Source organism: Halomonas qaidamensis (assembly GCF_025917315.1).
GTDB classification, from domain to species: Bacteria; Pseudomonadota; Gammaproteobacteria; order Pseudomonadales; family Halomonadaceae; genus Vreelandella; species Vreelandella qaidamensis.
Map to the genome: position 1 here is coordinate 2961051 of NZ_CP080627.1, position 17610 is coordinate 2978660.

Genomic DNA, 17610 nt, shown 5'->3' on the forward strand with positions numbered 1-17610 from the left:
AACACCGTGAAATGATTTATGCCAAGGTTATGCAGATCGCGATAGGGAATTCATCACAGTTGTTGCCATCGCCACCACGGTCTACCACTAAAAACTCGCCTTCACGCTCAAGCACCGACTGTATCGCGTGCCAGGTGCCGGCCCGGTAGTTAACGCCCTGGCGGCCGTCTGTGACAAAGGCGCGGACGTCCGCCTTATCAATGATATCGCCAGGGGGAGCGACTACCACAATAAAGCGCTCTTGATGCAACGGCATAAAAGCTTGGCTACCTTGGGGATGACGCTCTAAAAAGGTTAATTCCAACGGCAGCGTAACTGGCTGGCTGACAAAAATATTGATCAGCGTATGGGCGTTTTCACCCAGCGTCTCTACGGTTGCCAGGTTGTGGTGTCGCTGGGTACGACCAGCATTGATGGGAAACGACGCTGACGTGCGGGCATCCAACACATCGCCAAAAGGCGCAAACGCCTCCGCTGTTAGCGGTTCAGCTATCAGTTTAATCATTATAACATCCTAAAATAACCTGCTTCGCTGGGGGAAATGCAGCGAAGCAGCCAACGTCATAGTCTAAGTACTGGAGAACAAGTACTGGAGAACAAGCACTGAAGAACAAGCACTAGAACTTGAGTGCGGCGTGGCGGTTGACGTCTTTGTACAGTAAGTAACGGAATGGCCCCGGGCCGCCGGCATAACACGCCTGAGGGCAAAATGCGCGAAGCCACATAAAGTCGCCAGCCTCTACCTCAACCCATTGCTGGTTAAGGTGATACACCGCTTTACCTTCCAACACATAAAGCCCGTGCTCCATCACGTGAGTTTCATCGAAAGGAATCACGCCACCTGGCTGGAAAGTCACGATATTGACGTGCATATCGTGGCGCACATCGCCAGGGTCGACAAAGCGCGTGGTTGCCCAGCGACCCTCTGTGCCCGGCATTTCATTGGGGGCGATGTCTTGCTCATTGGTGACAAAGGCCTTCGGTACGTCCAACCCTTCCACAAACTCATAGGCCTTGCGAATCCAGTGAAAACGCACGGGCGCAGACGATTCGTTGCGCACCTGCCAGTGGCTGCCAGGGGGAATAAATGCATAGCCACCGGGGCGCATGGTGTGGCGCTCGCCTGCCAATGTGAGTGTTAACTCGCCTTCTACAATGAACAGCACGCCTTCGGCCTGGGGGTCTAACTCCGGCTTGTCACTGCCGCCTTCAGGCTGAACTTCCATGATGTATTGAGAGAACGTTTCAGCAAAGCCAGAAAGCGGGCGTGCCAGCACCCATAGCCGCGTGCCTTCCCAGAAAGGCAAGTTGCTGGTGACGATATCGCGCATCACGCCTTTAGGAATCAACGCATACGCTTCAGTGAATACGGCACGATCAGCGGTTAGCTGTGTTTGCGGCGGGTGCCCCCCTGTAGGGGCGTAGTAAGGAGATTTATTCATTATATTGCCTTTCAGCGAGTTGGAGCGGGATGCTGCTCAGCCCAGTGGCGAGCGATATCCACACGACGTGCTACCCATACGCGATCATGGGCTTCGATATGGTCTAAAAAGCGCTGCAGCGCGCGCAAGCGCCCAGGACGGCCTAGCAACCGACAGTGCATGCCAATCGAGAGCATTTTGGGCGACTCATCTCCCTCGGCATACAACACATCAAAGGCATCACGCAGATAGGTAAAGAAGTGATCCGCGGTATTAAAGCCTTGAGGAGCGGCAAAGCGCATGTCGTTGGTATCTAGGGTATAGGGCACGATCAGGTGATTATGCTCACTGCCTTGGCTGTCTGTCACAGAGGTCCAAAACGGCAAGTCGTCACCATAGTAGTCACTGTCGTAGAGAAAACCGCCCTCATCTAGAATCAGCCGTCGCGTGTTCGGGCTATCGCGCCCGGTGTACCAGCCTTGCGGTTTTTCACCATAAAGACGCTGGAAAATGTCCATGGCTTTTTGCAGGTGTTCTCGCTCTACATGCTCAGGAACTTCTTGATAGTGGATCCAGCGATAGCCATGGCAGGCAATTTCGTGCCCCAGCTCTTTAAATGCCTGAGCGACGTCGGGGTTACGCTCTAGCGCCATGGCTACCCCAAATACCGTCAGTGGCAAATCACGCTTTTCGAACTCGCGCAGAATCCGCCATACGCCTGCCCTAGAGCCATATTCATAGATCGACTCCATACTTAGGTGCCGGTCTGGATAGCTGGCCGCGCCAATGATCTCAGACAGAAATTGCTCTGACCCTGCGTCACCGTGAAGAACGCAGTTCTCCCCGCCCTCTTCATAATTCAACACAAACTGAACAGCAATTTTTGCCTTGCCTGGCCAATTAGCCTGAGGAGGGATACGGCCATAGCCTGCTAAGTCACGCGGGTAGGTACTTAAGAGTTGATCAGATGAAGTCGACATTCAGCAGCTCCTTTCATGGATGCAGCGCATTTTATTAATATTAACAATATCGCAATACAAAAATAATTGTATACAAGATAGCGGCATTTGGTAATCACTTCAATCCAGCTGCACGTTAATTAGCTGACTCTACTTACATTTTAGCGCTTACACAGCGCTAAGCAGTTGAAAGCTGAACAGTTGGTCAAATTAACACTTTGTTTTATGCCATATAAAAGAGCTTGCGGTCTACGCGAAACACCCCTATTTTCGTATACAAGATATATAAAATTGTTTACCTGAAGGATGACTAACGTGCACATACGCATTATTAATCCCAACACGACGGCTTCTATGACTGCTGCCATCCATCAGTCCGCCCTGCGTCAGGCAGCAGCATCAACCACCATTACCACCACCCAGCCCGATGCAGGGCCAGTGTCCATTGAGAGCCATTTTGACGAGGCGATTAGCGCGGTAGGCGTAGCCGAAGAAGTTCTTAAAGGAGAACGTGAAGGCGGCATCGATGCTTATGTAGTGGCCTGCTTTGGCGATCCTGGTTTACTCGCAGCCCGAGAGTTAACCCGCGCCCCGGTCATCGGCATTGCAGAAGCTGCCTTCCACTTAGCCACGCTGGTAAGCACTCGCTTCTCTATTGTGACGACATTAGGACGCACCGGCATTATTGCCGAACACTTGCTGGAACAGTACGGCTTTCGCCACCACTGCCGCCGCATCCGCGCTGCAGAAATTCCTGTTCTTGATCTTGAACACCACCCAGACGCAGCCTTTACCCGCATTGTCGAAGAGTGTTGCCGTGCTCGTGATGAGGATGGTATTGGCGCCATTGTCTTGGGGTGCGGTGGAATGGCGAACCTAACGGCCGACATTAGCCGTGAAGTAGGGCTGCCTGTCGTCGAGGGTGTTAGCGCCGCGTTAAAGCTGGCGGAATCGCTGGTTAGCCTGGGCCTTCATACCAGTAAACACGGCGATCTGGACTATCCGCGCCCGAAATCGTTTACCGGCAAGTTTGCCGCGCTATCTGACCTGCAACTTCCTACCTCAAGGTGATAACCACTTAACCACTGACCATGCACTAATAAATAGCTCAATAACTAACAACATAACCATTAAGAAACAGCCGTTTCGTCAGCACGCTACGCCGCAAGCACTTCTTGGGCACACAACGCGCCCAGGCTACCAATAACATCGATAATCTTGCGAGGACGGAAACATGAGCAACTCTAACCCTGCTCTTACGTCAGAAGAAGCCCCCATTGCGAACACCGCCATAGCTGAGAAAGCTATAGGCGCTGAAAGCCTTGCACCGCAAAGCACGCGAATTATGGGACGAACATCCTACTTTTTAGCTTGGTTTGGCGGGTGTGTCTCTATTGGCACCTTCGCCATGGGTTCAAGTGTGGTTGGCACCTTAAACCTACTGCAAGCCACGTTGGCTATTGCCATTGGCTGTTTTGTGATTGGCATCGCACTGGCCATTAACGGTGCAGCGGGCTACAAATACGGCATTCCCTTTATGGTGCAGGCACGTAGCGCTTTTGGCTTTACCGGCACCCGCATTCCTGGCCTAGTAAGGGCCGTGCCTGCCGTGGTGTGGTATGGCTTTCAAAGCTGGATTGGCGCTGGCGCATTGAATATGGTCTCAGCCACTTTATTTGGCTTCGACAACCTCATTTTCTACTTTATTACCTTCCAGTTTTTGCAAATTGGTTTGTCAGTGTTGGGCTTTCAAGGCATTAAATGGCTTGAGAATATCGGCAGCGTCTTTATTTTGCTTTCACTGATGTACATGTTCTACGCCACGGTGCAACGCTATGGCGATGAGCTGTCGGCTAGCATTTTGACTATGGAAGGCTCTTGGGGCTTGCCGTTCTGGAGTGCCACTATGCTATTCCTGGGCATCTATAGCACCATGATGCTTAATGTCAGCGACTATTCGCGAGAACATAAGAAAGGCACGAAACAGAGCGTGTTAACCACTATCTACGCCATGTCGATTCTGCCCTGCACGCTGTTCATGGGCTTGATTGGCTATATGGTGTCAGAAGCGACGGGCACGGCTGACCCCATTCAAGTATTTGCCAATGCGGTTGATAACACGCCATTGCTGATGACCACGCTGCTTTTTATTGCCTTTGCCCAAGTCACTACCAACGTCCTTAACAACGTAGTGCCACCCACCTACGTATTAATGGACGTATTTAAACTTAAGTTTCCGGTAGCCACCGTTATTGTTGGCTTGCTAGCCTTCGCCACTTTCCCTTGGAAGCTGGTTCAGCCTGAGTCCGCCGCTGGCCTGCAGCTCTTCGTACAAACATACTCGGCCTTTCTTGGCCCTATCTTTGCCATTCTGGTCGTGGATTACTACATCATACGCCGCCGTACGCTAGACATTAGCAAGCTGTACGACCCTTCTGGCCCTTATCAAGGTGTCAACAAAGCTGCCCTAATCGCAACAGTAGTTGGTATTGTGGCCGCACTAACCTTCTCTTCGATCTCTTGGTACGCCAGCCTTATTCCTGCTGGGCTGACCTATTACCTACTGATGAAGCATTGGCCTGCCTGCCAGCGGTTTACCCAGTAATAGGGCCGCAACGCCCCTGCTGTGACTGCTCCTGAGGTGATGCTATCCCAATGCCCAGACAATATTGTCTGGGCATTTTTTAACTTTACGAAGCAACTTAACCACCAAAAATCTGCTGTAGATCTGGTACGTTCTCTTCTTCTTCGACCATCGAAAGTGATGCTTCAATCGCTTTAAGATGGCGGCTCATAAATGCTTTCGCTCGTTCGCCGTTGCCCGCTTCCAAATAGCCGATCAAGTCATCGTGATCATGGGATTCACAGCCTAAGTGACCGCGATGGCCGTAAACCGCCAGAATCAACGACGAGCGTGAGCATAGACGCTCAACAAACTCAGCAAGCGTTGCATTACCCGAAAGCTGGGCAAGGCGCACGTGAAAGTCAGCCGACAGGCGAATAGCGACGCTTTGTTGACCATTGCGTAGCGCTTGACGCTCCTGGCGAGCCATTTCACGCAGTTCGGCGGCCTCTTTCTCTCCGATCCGCCTTGCCACATCAGGCATTAGCCCACACTCAATCATCTGACGTGCATCAAACACATCTTTTGCTTCGTCTGCAGTGGGGCGCGTCACGCTAGCACCGCGCCGCGGCGTAAGCGTGACCAGCTGCTCTAACGCTAAGCGTTGCAAGATCTTGCGGATGCCGGTACGGCTAATGCCAAAAACTTCTGACAAAGCATCTTCACGCAGCCGAGCGCCTGGCTTTAGCCGCTGTTCGACAATAGCGTCGCTAACCGCGCGATAGATCGACTCGTGGCGCTCCTCACCTTCTTTTTCCGAGGGTCTTTGCTTTAACGCCGCCTGCGCATCACTCATAGGATCTCCTGTCTATGACTTTAATCACTCCTCCCACGCGGCAATGATATCGCGCTCGTCGTCGCTCATGTTGGTGATATTACCAAGAGGCATATAGCGACTCGCGACAACTTGCTGAATTTGCGTTTGATGTCCAAGAATATCTTCCCAGCTATCAAACGCATAACCTGCGGGCGGCGCTGAAAAACCGGCATGTTCAGGTTGACGAGCATGGCATTGAGTACAATGCTGATCAATTAACCCTGAAATCTGGGCTTGGCTGGGCGCACCTGAGATACTCGCATTACCTGCACCAGGGCTAGGCGCGGCCACCCAAAATGCTAATAGAATAAGCCCTATCCCAACGGCAGGATAGGCGGGTTGCGTCTTTCCAGCATGCATTAATACAAAGAACTGCCTAATCAGCGCGCCAGCAAAAATAAACAGCACCATCACTACCCAGGAAAGCTCATGGGAGTAGATGAACGAGTAGTGATTACTCACCATCAGCAGAACGACTGGCAGCGTAAAGTAAGTGTTATGCACCGAACGCTGCTTGCCACGCTTACCATCTAGCGGATTAGGCGTTTCGCCAGCCTTCATGGCTTTCACCATGCGGCGCTGACCAGGAATAATCCAGAAAAAAACGTTAGCCGACATGGCTGTTGCCATCACCGCCCCAGTTAACAAGAAGGCAGCGCGCCCTGCGAACATCTGAGTGCTTAAATAGGCGACCACTATCATCATCACCGCAACGGCAACGCTGAGAAGACCATCGCGGTCCATGTTAGGACTTATGCGCTTACAAAGTTCGTTATAAACCACCCAACCACCAAGCAAGAAAGCCAATGCCAGTAGATTGGCCTGCCAGCCAGTCATACTAGCCGCCCACGCCCAGCTACTGTTGGGGTTAACTAGGTAGAAACCTGGGTTTGCCATATAAAGAATAACGAACAAAGCAAAGCCTGATAGCCACGTGGTATAGGCTTTCCAGAACGACCAATGAAGGTCGTTCGGCAGTTTAGCGGGTGCGGTAGCATACTTTTGATTATGGTAGAAACCACCGCCATGTACCGCCCACATCTCTCCAAATACGCCTTTTTCACGATCTTCGGCTGCTTTCGGCGTTCTTAGACCATTATCCAACATGACAAAATAGATCGACTCACCGATCCAGGCGATAGCCGCAATAACATGCAACCAGCGTAACAATAAATTTGCGAAATCAATAAGATAGGTTTGCATAACCGCCCCCCTCAACTACCGCGGTAGGTAGAGTAGCTATAGGGGGACAGCAACAGTGGTACATGGTAATGCTGGCTGGCATCCGCAACGCCAAAACGTAAAGGAATAACATCTAGAAAGCGCGGCTCTTGAGAAGCTATGCCCTGAGCGCGCAAGTAGTCACCCGCGTGAAAAACCAGCTCATACTCACCTACTGTAAGGGCATCACCCTCTAAGATAGGCCCATCACAACGACCGTCACTGTTGGTGGTAACGCTGCCTAGGTGTTCACGTGTGTTCCCTGACAAGCGATACACCTCAATCGTGATCCCCTGACCGGGCTGCCCTTTGGCGGTATCGAGTACGTGGGTAGTTAACCGTCCCATAGCCACTCCTTAATAATCGCGGTTGTTGATAGTAGTTGTTCGACTTAACCTAGTGGTCAAAGAGTACCGTTGATACCATTTATTGTATACAGTATTTCCATTATTAAACACACTGGAGAGATTTTGTGCCTAACTCAACACCACTCACGCTTTCACCCGCCCCTAGCACATGCAGCTTGGAAACCTTTACCCACCATTATGGTGATGTGTATGAACACTCTCCTTGGGTAGCGGAAGCCGCCTGGAAGGAAGGGTTAAACAGTGCGCATGACGCACCGGACGCGCTGGCTGATCTCATGGGCCTTATGCTTCAGCAGGCAACACCTGAGCAGCAAATTGCTGTTATTCAGGCACACCCTGACTTAGCAGGCAAAGCGGCAATATCGGGTGAGCTAACTCAAGATTCTACCCGCGAGCAAGCTGGTGCCGGGTTAGATCAATGTACGCCAGAGGAGTTTGCGCGCTTCGAACAGCTAAACGCAGCTTATAAAGAAAAGTTTGGCTTCCCCTTTGTGATTGCCGTGAAGGGGCTTGATCGTCACGCTATTTTGTACGCGTTTGAAAAACGCCTAAATAACGATCTTGCTGAGGAGAGAAAAACCGCCATTGAACAGATTATCCGTATCGCTCGCTTTCGGCTGAACGGGCGGGCCGAACAGCAGCTGTTGTAATTGGCATAATCTAAGTAGATACAAAAATGCCGCACCTAATTTCCAGCGCGGCATTTATCTACCAACTGATAGCGTTCAATCTTTTTCTTTCAAACGCTTATCTAAAGCATGGTGTATTACTGCTTTGTACTTTCCACTGCTTTCTTAGTGGTTTCTTCTGCCATTTTTTGGCTTTCTTGCATAAAGCTTTGGCTGATAGAAGTGACTTTCTCAGAGTCTCCCTTCATGCGCTCCATGAGGTCAGTTGCAGCTTTCTGCTGACTTTCCATGGCTTTTTTAAAGCTATCGGCATCTTTCACGTCTAACCATGTGCGTGCCTGTGCAATGGTCATATCGGAATAAGCGCGCGCTGCATCCATTTGCGCACTAACAATCTGTTGATAATAATCAAGCGCTGCCAGCGTATAAGAGCGCATGGGTGCTGAAATAACAGACTCAAACTGCTGACTGGTTTTCTCTGCGGCCTTGTTCATCACATAATCCCCTTGAGTGAGCTAGCGATTCGACTCGCATCGATGAGCGGTCGATGGTCAGGCGGTTGCCTTTACTAACAACTGCCTTTATTAGCTACTGTCTTTAGTAACTACTAACCTTAGTAACTACTACTTTCAGTAACTACTGTCTTAATAACAACAAAGCTAGCAGCGCTTTTTGTGCAGCGCAACATGATTTTTTCATAATCTTGCGTCAGATCATTAATATAAATATCCTGCTTTTTTGGCAGCGACGACTTAACGATTGCCAAACAAGTATTTACGCGCTTGTTCATCCATTTCTCCGCCTCCCTGCGGGTTGACGTCTTCGATCAAAGAATAAGCTTTTCGAACAGCAGGACGTTGCGCCACTTCATTAAACCATCGCTCTAAATCAGAAAACTCCTCCAGCGTTTGTCGCTGCTTATCCCATGGCACAATCCAGGGATAAATCGCCATATCAGCAATGGAGTAACAGTCACCCCCTACGTAGTGCTGCTGGGATAAACGCTGATCTAACACGCTATACAAGCGATGCGTCTCACGAACATAACGTTCGATAGCGTATTCAATTTTCTGTGGAGCATATTGGCAAAAATGATGGTTTTGGCCTGCCATCGGCCCAAGCCCACCCATTTGCCAATGAAGCCACTGCAACACGACATAGCGCTCACGCCCTTCTGAGGGTAGAAACTGGCCACACTTATCAGCCAAGTATTCTAAAATAGCGCCCGACTCAAAGAGCGCTAGGGGTTGGCCGCCATCTTTAGGCGCATGATCAACAATGGCGGGAATACGGTTATTAGGCGAAATGGTTAAGAATTCGGGATCAAACTGCTCCCCACGCCCAATGTTAATAGGTTTTACCCGATAAAGAAGCTTAGCTTCTTCAAGCATGATGGAGATTTTGTGGCCATTGGGAGTTGTCCAGTAATACAGGTCAATCATTGCCATCTCCTCTCACACAGGCGGCGTAAGCCGCTTGCGTGGTTTTACTAGTACATACGATTGATACAGGCGGCAACGCTGCCGCCTGACACATTATAAATCACGAATAGTGACGGCCTTACCCGCGACCGCGTCGTGCACCTCCAGCATACGCTTAAACCATTCATCCACCGGATCATTCGCATCAACTAATAGCTCAAGGGACACGGTATACGCCCACATCATGCTACCGAATAACAGGTAATCCGCTCCGCTAGGGGCTTCACCATCCAGAAACGGACTTGCTCGCAACTGATCACGCACTGGGGCTAATAGCTGCTTTAGCTGAGCTCTCCCTTGCTCTGGATTGTTAACCTCTTCTAATCGCATACCAAAACGGGCTTCACGGGTCTCTCTGAAATAAGCACGATCGTCAGGATGGATGGCCTCCAATAAATCTAATGCCACTGTTCGAAAAAGTGCCGGTGTAACGCTACGCTCAACATAGAGCTTAAAAAAGTGCACACGCTGATAACTCACTCCTTCTCCCAACACGGGGTTCGCAGGGTAGGCTTCATCTAAGTAACGCAAGATGTCAAAGCTATCGGTGACCACAGTGTCGCCATCGGTTAATACCGGCACTTTGTCGTAATCTGCAAAGGCAAGCGCCTCTTTTTCACGAAAACGCCAAGGGACCGTCGTATATTCCAGCCCTTTGTGTGCCAGTGCCATACGCACGCGCCAGCAGTAGGGTGAAAAACGTAAGCGCTCATCGCGCCCACATAAATCATAAAGGGTTATTGCCACGGTAGCGGTCTCCTTGTTGTTGAAGAGAGTAGTTAAAAAGTTGTTTAAGCAAAATTGTCACAACGGAAGCTCCAATCAACAACAATGGGCGCAAGCCATCAAGGACGCAAGTGGCTTTGCCCAGGCTGATCGTCCTCCATCAGCAGGCAAATGGTCTTTATCAAGGAAAGGATTTCGCAAACGTTGCTGGCTCTGCACCGCTTACTTGGATGGAAACTGTACTGTCTATTAGTCTAATAACTTGATGCCAGCCTCACTACATTGAGGAGATTTAAAAGCAAATAAAAACAAATCGTTAAAATTAAAAAAGTGGTTCAAAGCCTATACGGATAGCTCCTCATAATTGGTCTTACCAATTATCCAATATAGCCATTTTTTCTACCTAACCGTATCTTTCGCACTGACCCGACCAGCATTGCCACAAACCGCTGGCATCTGCCGAGCACACCAAATCAATAACAAGGGGCCATTCCTCACATGAATGAAACTACACTTGCACTTCTGGCATTTCTGCCGCTGTTGCTTGCCGGTATTTTGCTCATTGGTTTTAAAATACCCGCAAAAATAGCGATGCCGATTGTTTTCCTGACGGCAGCCATCATTGGTCTAACCGCTTGGGATATGTCGTTTAGCCGCGTTGCCGCGTCTACTATTCAAGGTTTGATCCAAACAGCAGGCCTTTTATGGATTATTTTTGGCGCTATCTTACTGCTGAACACGCTCAAACATTCTGGTGGCATCACTGCGATTCGTAACGGTTTTTCAGGCATCAGCCCTGACCGTCGCGTTCAGGCGCTAATTGTTGCTTGGTTGTTTGGCTGCTTTATTGAAGGTGCGTCTGGTTTCGGCACCCCAGCCGCGGTTGCTGCGCCATTGATGGTGGCACTCGGTTTCCCTGCGCTGGCTGCGGTTGTTGTCGGCATGATGATTCAGTCCACACCCGTTTCTTTTGGTGCCGTCGGCACGCCGGTTGTTGTTGGCGTTGGTAGCGGGCTGGACCGTGCAGGCATCACTGCACAATTAGAAGCAAACGGTTCTACGTGGGATGTGTTTTTCCAGCAGGTCACCAGCTCTGTCGCCATCACTCACGGCATCGTGGGCATTTTAATGCCGTTGATTCTGGTGTTGATTATGGTGCGCTTCTTTGGTGCTAACCGCTCCTGGAAAGAAGGTCTATCTATTGCGCCTTTTGCCATCTTCACCGGTATTTCGTTCGTTGTGCCATACATGCTGGTAGGTGTTTTCTTAGGCCCTGAATTCCCATCAATGATTGGCGCCATGGTCGGTCTGGCAATCGTTGTACCTGCCGCGCGTAAAGGCTTCCTATTGCCGAAAGACACCTGGGACTTCCCTGAATCAACGTCATGGCCCGATGAGTGGATTGGTAACCTACAAATCAAACTGGATGACGTTGCTGGCAAAGCGCCAATGTCAACGCTAAAAGGCTGGATTCCTTACGTTCTACTTGCAGTCTTCTTGGTCGCGTCACGTATTATTGAGCCGCTGAAGTCCGCACTGACCTCTGTCAGCCTGAGCTGGACCAATATTCTGGGTGAGGCGGGTATCAGCGGTGGTGTGCAACCACTTTATCTGCCGGGCGGCATTATCGTTGCAGTGGTCATCGTCACTTACTTCCTGCACAGCATGAACCCGCAGAAAATCAGTGCGGCTGTCTCTGAATCGACTAAAACCATCTTTGGTGCCGGCTTTGTCTTAATCTTCACCGTTCCGATGGTGCGTATCCTGATTAACTCTGGTGTTAATGGCGCTGACCTTGTGTCAATGCCCGTCATGATGGCCCAAGCGGTAGCGAGCAGTGTTGGCGGTATCTATCCCTTCTTTGCGCCAGCCGTTGGTGCGATGGGCGCCTTTATTGCCGGTTCAAATACCGTTTCTAACCTGATGCTAGCGGAATTCCAGTTTAGCGTTGCCGAAACGCTCGGCCTATCTACCGCAATGATGGTAGCGCTGCAAGCAGTCGGTGCAGCAGCGGGTAATATGATTGCGATTCATAACGTTGTCGCCGCATCAGCAACAGTAGGTCTACTAGGCCGTGAAGGTACAACGATTCGTAAAACAATTATTCCCACCATCTACTATCTAATCTTTACTGGAATCATTGCGTTAATCGCTTTTTATGTGATTGGCATTACCGACCCATTAATGTGACGGTGAAGCGTTAGTCATTATTAAGCACTCTACGCTGGGTAGCCTTAGGGCTACCCAGCAGCCGTAAGAACGTTTTCAATGCTCAGCCATCTAAACCACGCCAGCATGTCTAGCCTTTTCACAGTATGAAAAAGTTTTCTAGTGCCGCTTTAGTTATTTATGGAAAGCTTTTCCATAAAGTGATTAGATACCTTCCTGCCCTCCTCATCCACAGGAGCTAACATGAATATTCATTTCGATGAACGCCTCGACGGCGAATTCATATACCGCGATAAAGCAGACGTATTAGAGGATCTGCAAAATGCAGTGCCCTCCTTAACACTGCTTCACAGGGAAGAGGATTTACACCCCTTTGAATGTGATGGCCTTGCCGCTTATCGAATCCTGCCAATGTTGGTTGCATTACCCGAAACGCTGGAACAGGTAGAAGGCCTTTTAAAGCGCTGCCATGCGTTAGGTGTTCCTGTGGTTACCCGTGGTGCAGGCACAGGACTTTCCGGCGGTGCCCTACCACTTGAGCGGGGCGTGCTGCTCGTCATGTCACGCTTCAACACCATCATTAATGTTGACCCAGATGCCCGCACCGCACGTGTGCAGCCTGGCGTGCGCAACTTAGCGATCTCTGAGGCTGCCGCGCCTTATGGGCTCTATTACGCACCCGACCCTTCTTCACAAATCGCTTGTTCTATTGGCGGCAATGTGGCTGAAAATGCGGGCGGCGTGCACTGTCTAAAGTACGGGCTCACGGTCCATAACGTAATGCGCGTTGATGTAATGACGATTGAAGGTGAGCGCATGACGCTAGGGTCCGAAGCACTAGATGCACCTGGCTTTGATCTTCTTGCGCTGATGAACGGCTCTGAAGGCATGCTGGGCGTGGTCACGGAGATCACCGTAAAACTGCTGCCAAAACCTGAAACTGCCAAAGTACTGATGGCCAGTTTTGATGATGTAGAAAAAGCGGGCCGTGCGGTTGGCGATATTATTGCTGCTGGGATAATTCCTGGCGGGCTAGAAATGATGGATAAACTTGCCATCAAGGCCGCAGAAGATTTCATCAAGGCAGGCTACCCCGTTGAAGCAGAAGCTATTCTTCTGTGTGAACTAGATGGCGTTGAAGCCGACGTGGATGATGATTGCCAAACCGTTCGCCGAGTCTTAGAAAAAGCCGGTGCAACCGATATTCAGCAGGCGCGCGATGAGGCCGAGCGTGCCAAGTTTTGGGCAGGGAGAAAAAATGCGTTCCCCGCCGTGGGCCGCATGTCGCCTGACTACTACTGCATGGATGGCACGATTCCACGTCGCGAGCTCCCCCGAGTACTCAAGGGCATTGCGGCCCTGTCGGAAGAGAGTGGGTTAGCGATTGCCAACGTTTTCCACGCCGGTGACGGCAATATGCATCCGCTGATTCTATTTGATGCCAACAAAGAGGGTCAGTTGACGCTCGCCGAAGATGTAGGCGGAAAAATTCTAGAGCTATGCGTGGCGGCGGGTGGCTCTATTACTGGCGAACACGGCGTTGGCCGCGAAAAAATCAATCAGATGTGCAGTCAATTTCACTCCGACGAATTAACGGTATTCCATGCATTGAAAGCCGCTTTTGACCCACAGCGCCTTCTCAACCCAGGGAAAAACATTCCCACCCTGGCGCGCTGTGCCGAGTTTGGAGCCATGCACGTGCACAACAACGAGCTACCGCATCCGGAACTACCACGCTTCTGATGCCACTCCTAGTCGACTAACCACTAGGAAGTATAATTATTAGGAATGACCATGACTGAACTAGCGATACATGCTGCCGACCGAGATATCGCTGCCAACCTGTGTGAACAGGTGCGCAGCGCCTATGCCGACCGCACACCACTGCGCATAGTAGGTGGCGACACTCGCGCTTTTTATGGCCGACCGGTAGAAGGCAACGCCCTCAACATGGCGGCCCATAGCGGTATTGTCTCTTATGACCCGGTAGAACTTGTGGTTACTGTTCGTGCTGGTACGCGTTTAAGCGAACTCAACGCTGCACTGGCTGAAAAAAATCAAATGCTGGCCTTTGAGCCACCCGCATTTAGCGATGCCAGCACCATCGGCGGCGCTGTTGCCACCGGCATGTCTGGCCCACGCCGCCCATGGGCTGGCGCCGCAAGGGACTTTGTTTTAGGCACACGGGTGATCACCCAGGAAGGTAAACTGCTGCGTTTTGGCGGCGAAGTCATGAAAAACGTTGCGGGTTACGACCTGTCACGCTTGATGGCTGGCGCTCAGGGCACCCTAGGTGTACTGGCTGATATTTCCTTTAAAGTACTGCCTATCCCCACCGCCAACCACAGCCTGCGCCTTAGCATGGGCCTTGAAGAAGCGCTGGCCAAACTCGCCGAATTAGGACGACAGCCCCTGCCTATTACCGCCGCAGGATGGCACGCAGGCGAGCTATTTATTCGCCTGGAAGGCGGTGCAAGCTCAGTTAACGCGACCAAAGAGCGCCTGGGCGGTGAGTCACTTTCTAACGACTTCTGGCAGCAATTGCGTGACCACCAACACGCCTTCTTTAAGCTGAATGAGGGGCAGGCATTGTGGCGTTTATCACTCCCCCCCAATACGCCACCACTCGCCCTAGAAATTCCTCAAAGCGATCTTTTTTATGACTGGGGCGGCAGCCAACGATGGGTAAAAACTCATATGACGGCTGACACATTGCGCGCGGCTTGCGAGCAAGCCGGTGGCCATGCCACCTGTTTCACTCCTTTCGCTCAAGGCGGAGCAGAATCGCCGTTTACTCCGCTCAACCCTGTAGTTGAAAAGTATCATCGCAATCTGAAGGCCGAGCTGGATGCCTACGGCATTTTCAACCCAGGTCGTCTTTATGCGGCGTTTTAATCAGGAGAGCTGACATGCAGACGCACTTTACCGATGCTGACCGCCAAAAACCGCATATTCAGGAGGCTGAGCGTATTCTACGCACCTGCGTTCACTGCGGCTTCTGTAATGCCACCTGCCCCACCTATCAGCTATTGGGCGACGAGCGTGACGGCCCTCGTGGGCGCATCTATTTAATGAAAGAGTTACTGGAGAGCCGCGATGACGATGACCAGGTCACTGAAGAAACGCGTCTACATTTAGACCGCTGCCTTTCCTGCCGCAACTGTGAAACTACCTGCCCATCGGGCGTGGAGTATCACAAACTTTTAGATATCGGCCGTGCAGAAATTGATCGCCGGGTACCTCGCCCAATGGCTGAACGCGCCCAACGCTATGCGCTACGTAAAATGCTGGTGGACCCTAAGCGCTTCAAAGCACTTCTGACATTAGGGCAAACCTTCAAACCCCTGGTGCCTGGCAAACTGCGTAGCAAAATGCCGCCAGCACCAGTAGATGCAGGCCAACGTCCGGATAGCCAGCGCCATCCTCGTAAGGTGTTAATATTAGAAGGGTGCGTTCAACCAGGCCTATCTCCGAATACCAATGCAGCGACCGCTCGACTTTTAGATCGGCTTGGCATTAGCGTAACGCCTATCAGCGAAGCAGGCTGCTGTGGAGCCATTGATTTCCACTTGAATGCCCAGGATGATGGCCGTGCCCGTATGCGGGCTAATATCGATGCTTGGTGGCCACAGATTGAACAAGGAGCTGAAGCCATTGTTCAAACGGCCAGTGGCTGCGGTGCCTTTGTTAAAGAGTATGGTGACATGCTCAAAGACGACCCAGCCTATGCAGAGAAAGCGCAAAAAGTAAGTGCGCTAGCAAAAGATATTGTGGAAATCCTGCGTGATGAGCCAGTAGAGAAGCTACAGCTTAAAGAGCATCAACGTCTCGCGTTTCACTGCCCGTGTACGCTACAACACGCCCAGAAGCTCAATGGTGCAGTTGAAGGCGTGCTAAGCAAGCTGGGCTTTTCGCTAACACCAGTGAAAGACGCCCATTTATGTTGTGGCTCAGCAGGCACCTATTCGGTGACTCAACCAGAACTTGCTACCCAGCTACGCAACAATAAGCTCGATGCGCTTGAAGCGAGTAATCCTGAGGTTATCGTTACTGCCAATATTGGCTGCCAAACCCATCTAGCTAGCGCCAATCGCACCCCGGTAAGGCACTGGGTAGAAGTGGTTGATGCCGCTCTGGTATAAACACTAATTCACTTTGCCGCGCTAATACGCTTTTACAAGCAACACTGGCGCGGCATTTTACTCCCCTTGATAAAAAGGAAAGATTGATGCAAACCAAAGCTGTTCTCGGCCAAACCGACGTTATTCAAGTGCTAGATGCTGCTCAAAAAGAAGCCGATAACAACGGATGGCCAGTCACCATTGCCGTAACAGATGATGGAGGACACTTACTTGCCCTACGTCGTTTAGATAATGCTGCGCCGTTCAGTGCAGAGGTAGCGACCCAAAAAGCACGCAGTGCAGCGTTAGGTCGTAAAGAAACACAAGTTTTTGAAGAGATGATTAACGGCGGCCGTACTGCATTTTTGTCTGCTCCACTACAAGGCCTATTATCAGGTGGCGTTCCTATCATCGTAGATGGCAACGTCGTAGGTGCTGTCGGTATTTCAGGCGTAAAACCGGATCAGGATGTACAGATCGCCAAAGCAGGTGTAAGCGTTATAGCTTGATGCTACCGTGCAGCCTAATGGCTGCACGTAATGGGCTAAAGGTGCTAATTTATGGGAACTAATTTATAGTTCCTAACTTATACGCAATAAAAAACCCAGATCAATGATCTGGGTTTTTTGAATTCGTTCGACTGACACAGCAAGTCGATTACTTTTTTACATCAACAAATCTATAACAATAAACACTTAAATGGCGGACCGGACGAGACTCGAACTCGCGACCTCCGGCGTGACAGGCCGGCATTCTAACCGACTGAACTACCGGTCCACGTTAAGTGACTTCTTATCTACCATTAAGTTAGCTATCTATAAGCGGTTCAGAGGCGCTTAAAATATTAAACCAAATGGTGGGTGGTACTGGGTTCGAACCAGTGACCCCCAGCTTGTAAGGCTGGTGCTCTCCCAACTGAGCTAACCACCCAAGGCACTGCAAGCTTTATGCTTAGCAATGGCACAACTAATGTAAGCTATCGTGGCGGACCGGACGAGACTCGAACTCGCGACCTCCGGCGTGACAGGCCGGCATTCTAACCGACTGAACTACCGGTCCGAATAGCGATAACTTA

Annotated in this window: 17 protein-coding genes and 3 tRNA genes; 8 read left to right on the forward strand and 12 right to left on the reverse strand. The window is 50.8% G+C overall.

From position 1 onward, the window contains the following. Positions 1-16: 16 nt before the first annotated feature. From K1Y77_RS13390 to puuE, 3 genes are all read right to left on the reverse strand, one after another. A complete protein-coding gene (locus tag K1Y77_RS13390) occupies positions 17-505 on the reverse strand; it encodes an ureidoglycolate lyase (protein ID WP_264428989.1) in 489 nt (162 codons plus the stop codon). 112 nt (positions 506-617) lie between these two features. Next, positions 618-1442 (reverse strand): bifunctional allantoicase/(S)-ureidoglycine aminohydrolase, encoded by an 825-nt coding sequence (locus tag K1Y77_RS13395; protein WP_264017666.1) that lies wholly within the window; start codon positions 1440-1442, stop codon positions 618-620. A gap of 11 nt (positions 1443-1453) precedes the next feature. Then, positions 1454-2401, reverse strand: a complete 948-nt coding sequence (gene puuE, locus K1Y77_RS13400; RefSeq protein WP_264428991.1) for an allantoinase PuuE — start codon at positions 2399-2401, stop codon at positions 1454-1456. A 294-nt stretch (positions 2402-2695) separates the two neighbouring features. Here puuE and K1Y77_RS13405 point away from each other — a divergent pair, with 294 nt between their 5' ends. Beyond that, a complete protein-coding gene (locus K1Y77_RS13405; RefSeq protein WP_030073985.1) occupies positions 2696-3451 on the forward strand; it encodes an aspartate/glutamate racemase family protein in 756 nt (251 codons plus the stop codon). 163 nt (positions 3452-3614) lie between these two features. Next, complete coding sequence (locus K1Y77_RS13410) at positions 3615-4985, forward strand: NCS1 family transporter (RefSeq protein WP_030073986.1); 1371 nt, start codon at positions 3615-3617, stop codon at positions 4983-4985. Between the two features lie 97 nt (positions 4986-5082). Here K1Y77_RS13410 and K1Y77_RS13415 read toward each other — a convergent pair whose 3' ends face one another. From K1Y77_RS13415 to uraH, 3 genes are read right to left on the reverse strand one after another with little or no spacing between them, the layout of a single operon-like run. Further along, a complete protein-coding gene (locus tag K1Y77_RS13415) occupies positions 5083-5799 on the reverse strand; it encodes a GntR family transcriptional regulator (protein ID WP_030073988.1) in 717 nt (238 codons plus the stop codon). A 24-nt stretch (positions 5800-5823) separates the two neighbouring features. Next, positions 5824-7023 (reverse strand): urate hydroxylase PuuD, encoded by a 1200-nt coding sequence (locus tag K1Y77_RS13420; protein WP_264428993.1) that lies wholly within the window; start codon positions 7021-7023, stop codon positions 5824-5826. 11 nt (positions 7024-7034) lie between these two features. Beyond that, on the reverse strand, positions 7035-7388 hold the full coding sequence (gene uraH / locus K1Y77_RS13425; RefSeq protein ID WP_030073991.1) for a hydroxyisourate hydrolase: 354 nt from the start codon (positions 7386-7388) through the stop codon (positions 7035-7037). A 125-nt stretch (positions 7389-7513) separates the two neighbouring features. Here uraH and uraD point away from each other — a divergent pair, with 125 nt between their 5' ends. Further along, positions 7514-8059, forward strand: a complete 546-nt coding sequence (gene uraD, locus K1Y77_RS13430) for a 2-oxo-4-hydroxy-4-carboxy-5-ureidoimidazoline decarboxylase (protein WP_030073993.1) — start codon at positions 7514-7516, stop codon at positions 8057-8059. Between the two features lie 116 nt (positions 8060-8175). Here the strand turns inward: uraD and K1Y77_RS13435 are convergent, their stop codons facing one another. From K1Y77_RS13435 to K1Y77_RS13445, 3 genes are all read right to left on the reverse strand, one after another. Continuing rightward, complete coding sequence (locus K1Y77_RS13435) at positions 8176-8532, reverse strand: phasin family protein (RefSeq protein WP_030073995.1); 357 nt, start codon at positions 8530-8532, stop codon at positions 8176-8178. A 258-nt stretch (positions 8533-8790) separates the two neighbouring features. Continuing rightward, a complete protein-coding gene (locus tag K1Y77_RS13440) occupies positions 8791-9480 on the reverse strand; it encodes a glutathione binding-like protein (protein WP_030073997.1) in 690 nt (229 codons plus the stop codon). A gap of 93 nt (positions 9481-9573) precedes the next feature. Then, positions 9574-10266 carry a glutathione S-transferase family protein gene (locus K1Y77_RS13445; protein ID WP_264017661.1) on the reverse strand — a complete coding sequence of 231 codons (693 nt, stop codon included), beginning with the start codon at positions 10264-10266 and terminating at the stop codon, positions 9574-9576. Between the two features lie 477 nt (positions 10267-10743). On the opposite strand from K1Y77_RS13445, the gene K1Y77_RS13450 reads away from it, so the two are divergent. From K1Y77_RS13450 to K1Y77_RS13470, 5 genes are all read left to right on the forward strand, one after another. Further along, positions 10744-12435, forward strand: a complete 1692-nt coding sequence (locus K1Y77_RS13450) for an L-lactate permease (protein ID WP_030073999.1) — start codon at positions 10744-10746, stop codon at positions 12433-12435. Between the two features lie 222 nt (positions 12436-12657). After that, positions 12658-14157, forward strand: a complete 1500-nt coding sequence (gene glcD / locus K1Y77_RS13455; RefSeq protein WP_030074001.1) for a glycolate oxidase subunit GlcD — start codon at positions 12658-12660, stop codon at positions 14155-14157. A 51-nt stretch (positions 14158-14208) separates the two neighbouring features. Beyond that, on the forward strand, positions 14209-15309 hold the full coding sequence (gene glcE / locus K1Y77_RS13460) for a glycolate oxidase subunit GlcE (protein ID WP_264428998.1): 1101 nt from the start codon (positions 14209-14211) through the stop codon (positions 15307-15309). Between the two features lie 14 nt (positions 15310-15323). Next, a complete protein-coding gene (gene glcF, locus K1Y77_RS13465; RefSeq protein WP_030074006.1) occupies positions 15324-16556 on the forward strand; it encodes a glycolate oxidase subunit GlcF in 1233 nt (410 codons plus the stop codon). 86 nt (positions 16557-16642) lie between these two features. After that, positions 16643-17044, forward strand: a complete 402-nt coding sequence (locus tag K1Y77_RS13470) for a heme-binding protein (protein ID WP_264017657.1) — start codon at positions 16643-16645, stop codon at positions 17042-17044. A gap of 191 nt (positions 17045-17235) precedes the next feature. Here K1Y77_RS13470 and K1Y77_RS13475 read toward each other — a convergent pair. The 3 genes from K1Y77_RS13475 to K1Y77_RS13485 all read right to left on the reverse strand — a co-directional run bounded on the left by K1Y77_RS13475 (position 17236) and on the right by K1Y77_RS13485 (position 17594). After that, positions 17236-17312: transfer RNA gene (locus tag K1Y77_RS13475), tRNA-Asp, on the reverse strand. Positions 17313-17389: 77 nt separating this feature from the next. Next, positions 17390-17465: transfer RNA gene (locus tag K1Y77_RS13480), tRNA-Val, on the reverse strand. Positions 17466-17517: 52 nt separating this feature from the next. Next, positions 17518-17594 (reverse strand) — tRNA-Asp (locus K1Y77_RS13485). Between the last annotated feature and the right edge of the window lie 16 nt (positions 17595-17610).

Excerpts from the sequence above, each read along its gene's own strand:
- K1Y77_RS13390 (WP_264428989.1), bottom strand. The coding sequence starts at position 505 with ATGATTAAACTGATAGCTGAACCGCTAACAGCGGAGGCGTTTGCGCCT.
- K1Y77_RS13395 (WP_264017666.1), bottom strand. The coding sequence starts at position 1,442 with ATGAATAAATCTCCTTACTACGCCCCTACAGGGGGGCACCCGCCGCAA.
- puuE (WP_264428991.1), bottom strand. The coding sequence starts at position 2,401 with ATGTCGACTTCATCTGATCAACTCTTAAGTACCTACCCGCGTGACTTA.
- K1Y77_RS13410 (WP_030073986.1), top strand. The coding sequence starts at position 3,615 with ATGAGCAACTCTAACCCTGCTCTTACGTCAGAAGAAGCCCCCATTGCG.
- K1Y77_RS13415 (WP_030073988.1), bottom strand. The coding sequence starts at position 5,799 with ATGAGTGATGCGCAGGCGGCGTTAAAGCAAAGACCCTCGGAAAAAGAA.
- K1Y77_RS13420 (WP_264428993.1), bottom strand. The coding sequence starts at position 7,023 with ATGCAAACCTATCTTATTGATTTCGCAAATTTATTGTTACGCTGGTTG.
- uraH (WP_030073991.1), bottom strand. The coding sequence starts at position 7,388 with ATGGGACGGTTAACTACCCACGTACTCGATACCGCCAAAGGGCAGCCC.
- K1Y77_RS13435 (WP_030073995.1), bottom strand. The coding sequence starts at position 8,532 with ATGAACAAGGCCGCAGAGAAAACCAGTCAGCAGTTTGAGTCTGTTATT.
- K1Y77_RS13440 (WP_030073997.1), bottom strand. The coding sequence starts at position 9,480 with ATGATTGACCTGTATTACTGGACAACTCCCAATGGCCACAAAATCTCC.
- K1Y77_RS13450 (WP_030073999.1), top strand. The coding sequence starts at position 10,744 with ATGAATGAAACTACACTTGCACTTCTGGCATTTCTGCCGCTGTTGCTT.
- glcD (WP_030074001.1), top strand. The coding sequence starts at position 12,658 with ATGAATATTCATTTCGATGAACGCCTCGACGGCGAATTCATATACCGC.
- glcE (WP_264428998.1), top strand. The coding sequence starts at position 14,209 with ATGACTGAACTAGCGATACATGCTGCCGACCGAGATATCGCTGCCAAC.
- glcF (WP_030074006.1), top strand. The coding sequence starts at position 15,324 with ATGCAGACGCACTTTACCGATGCTGACCGCCAAAAACCGCATATTCAG.
- K1Y77_RS13470 (WP_264017657.1), top strand. The coding sequence starts at position 16,643 with ATGCAAACCAAAGCTGTTCTCGGCCAAACCGACGTTATTCAAGTGCTA.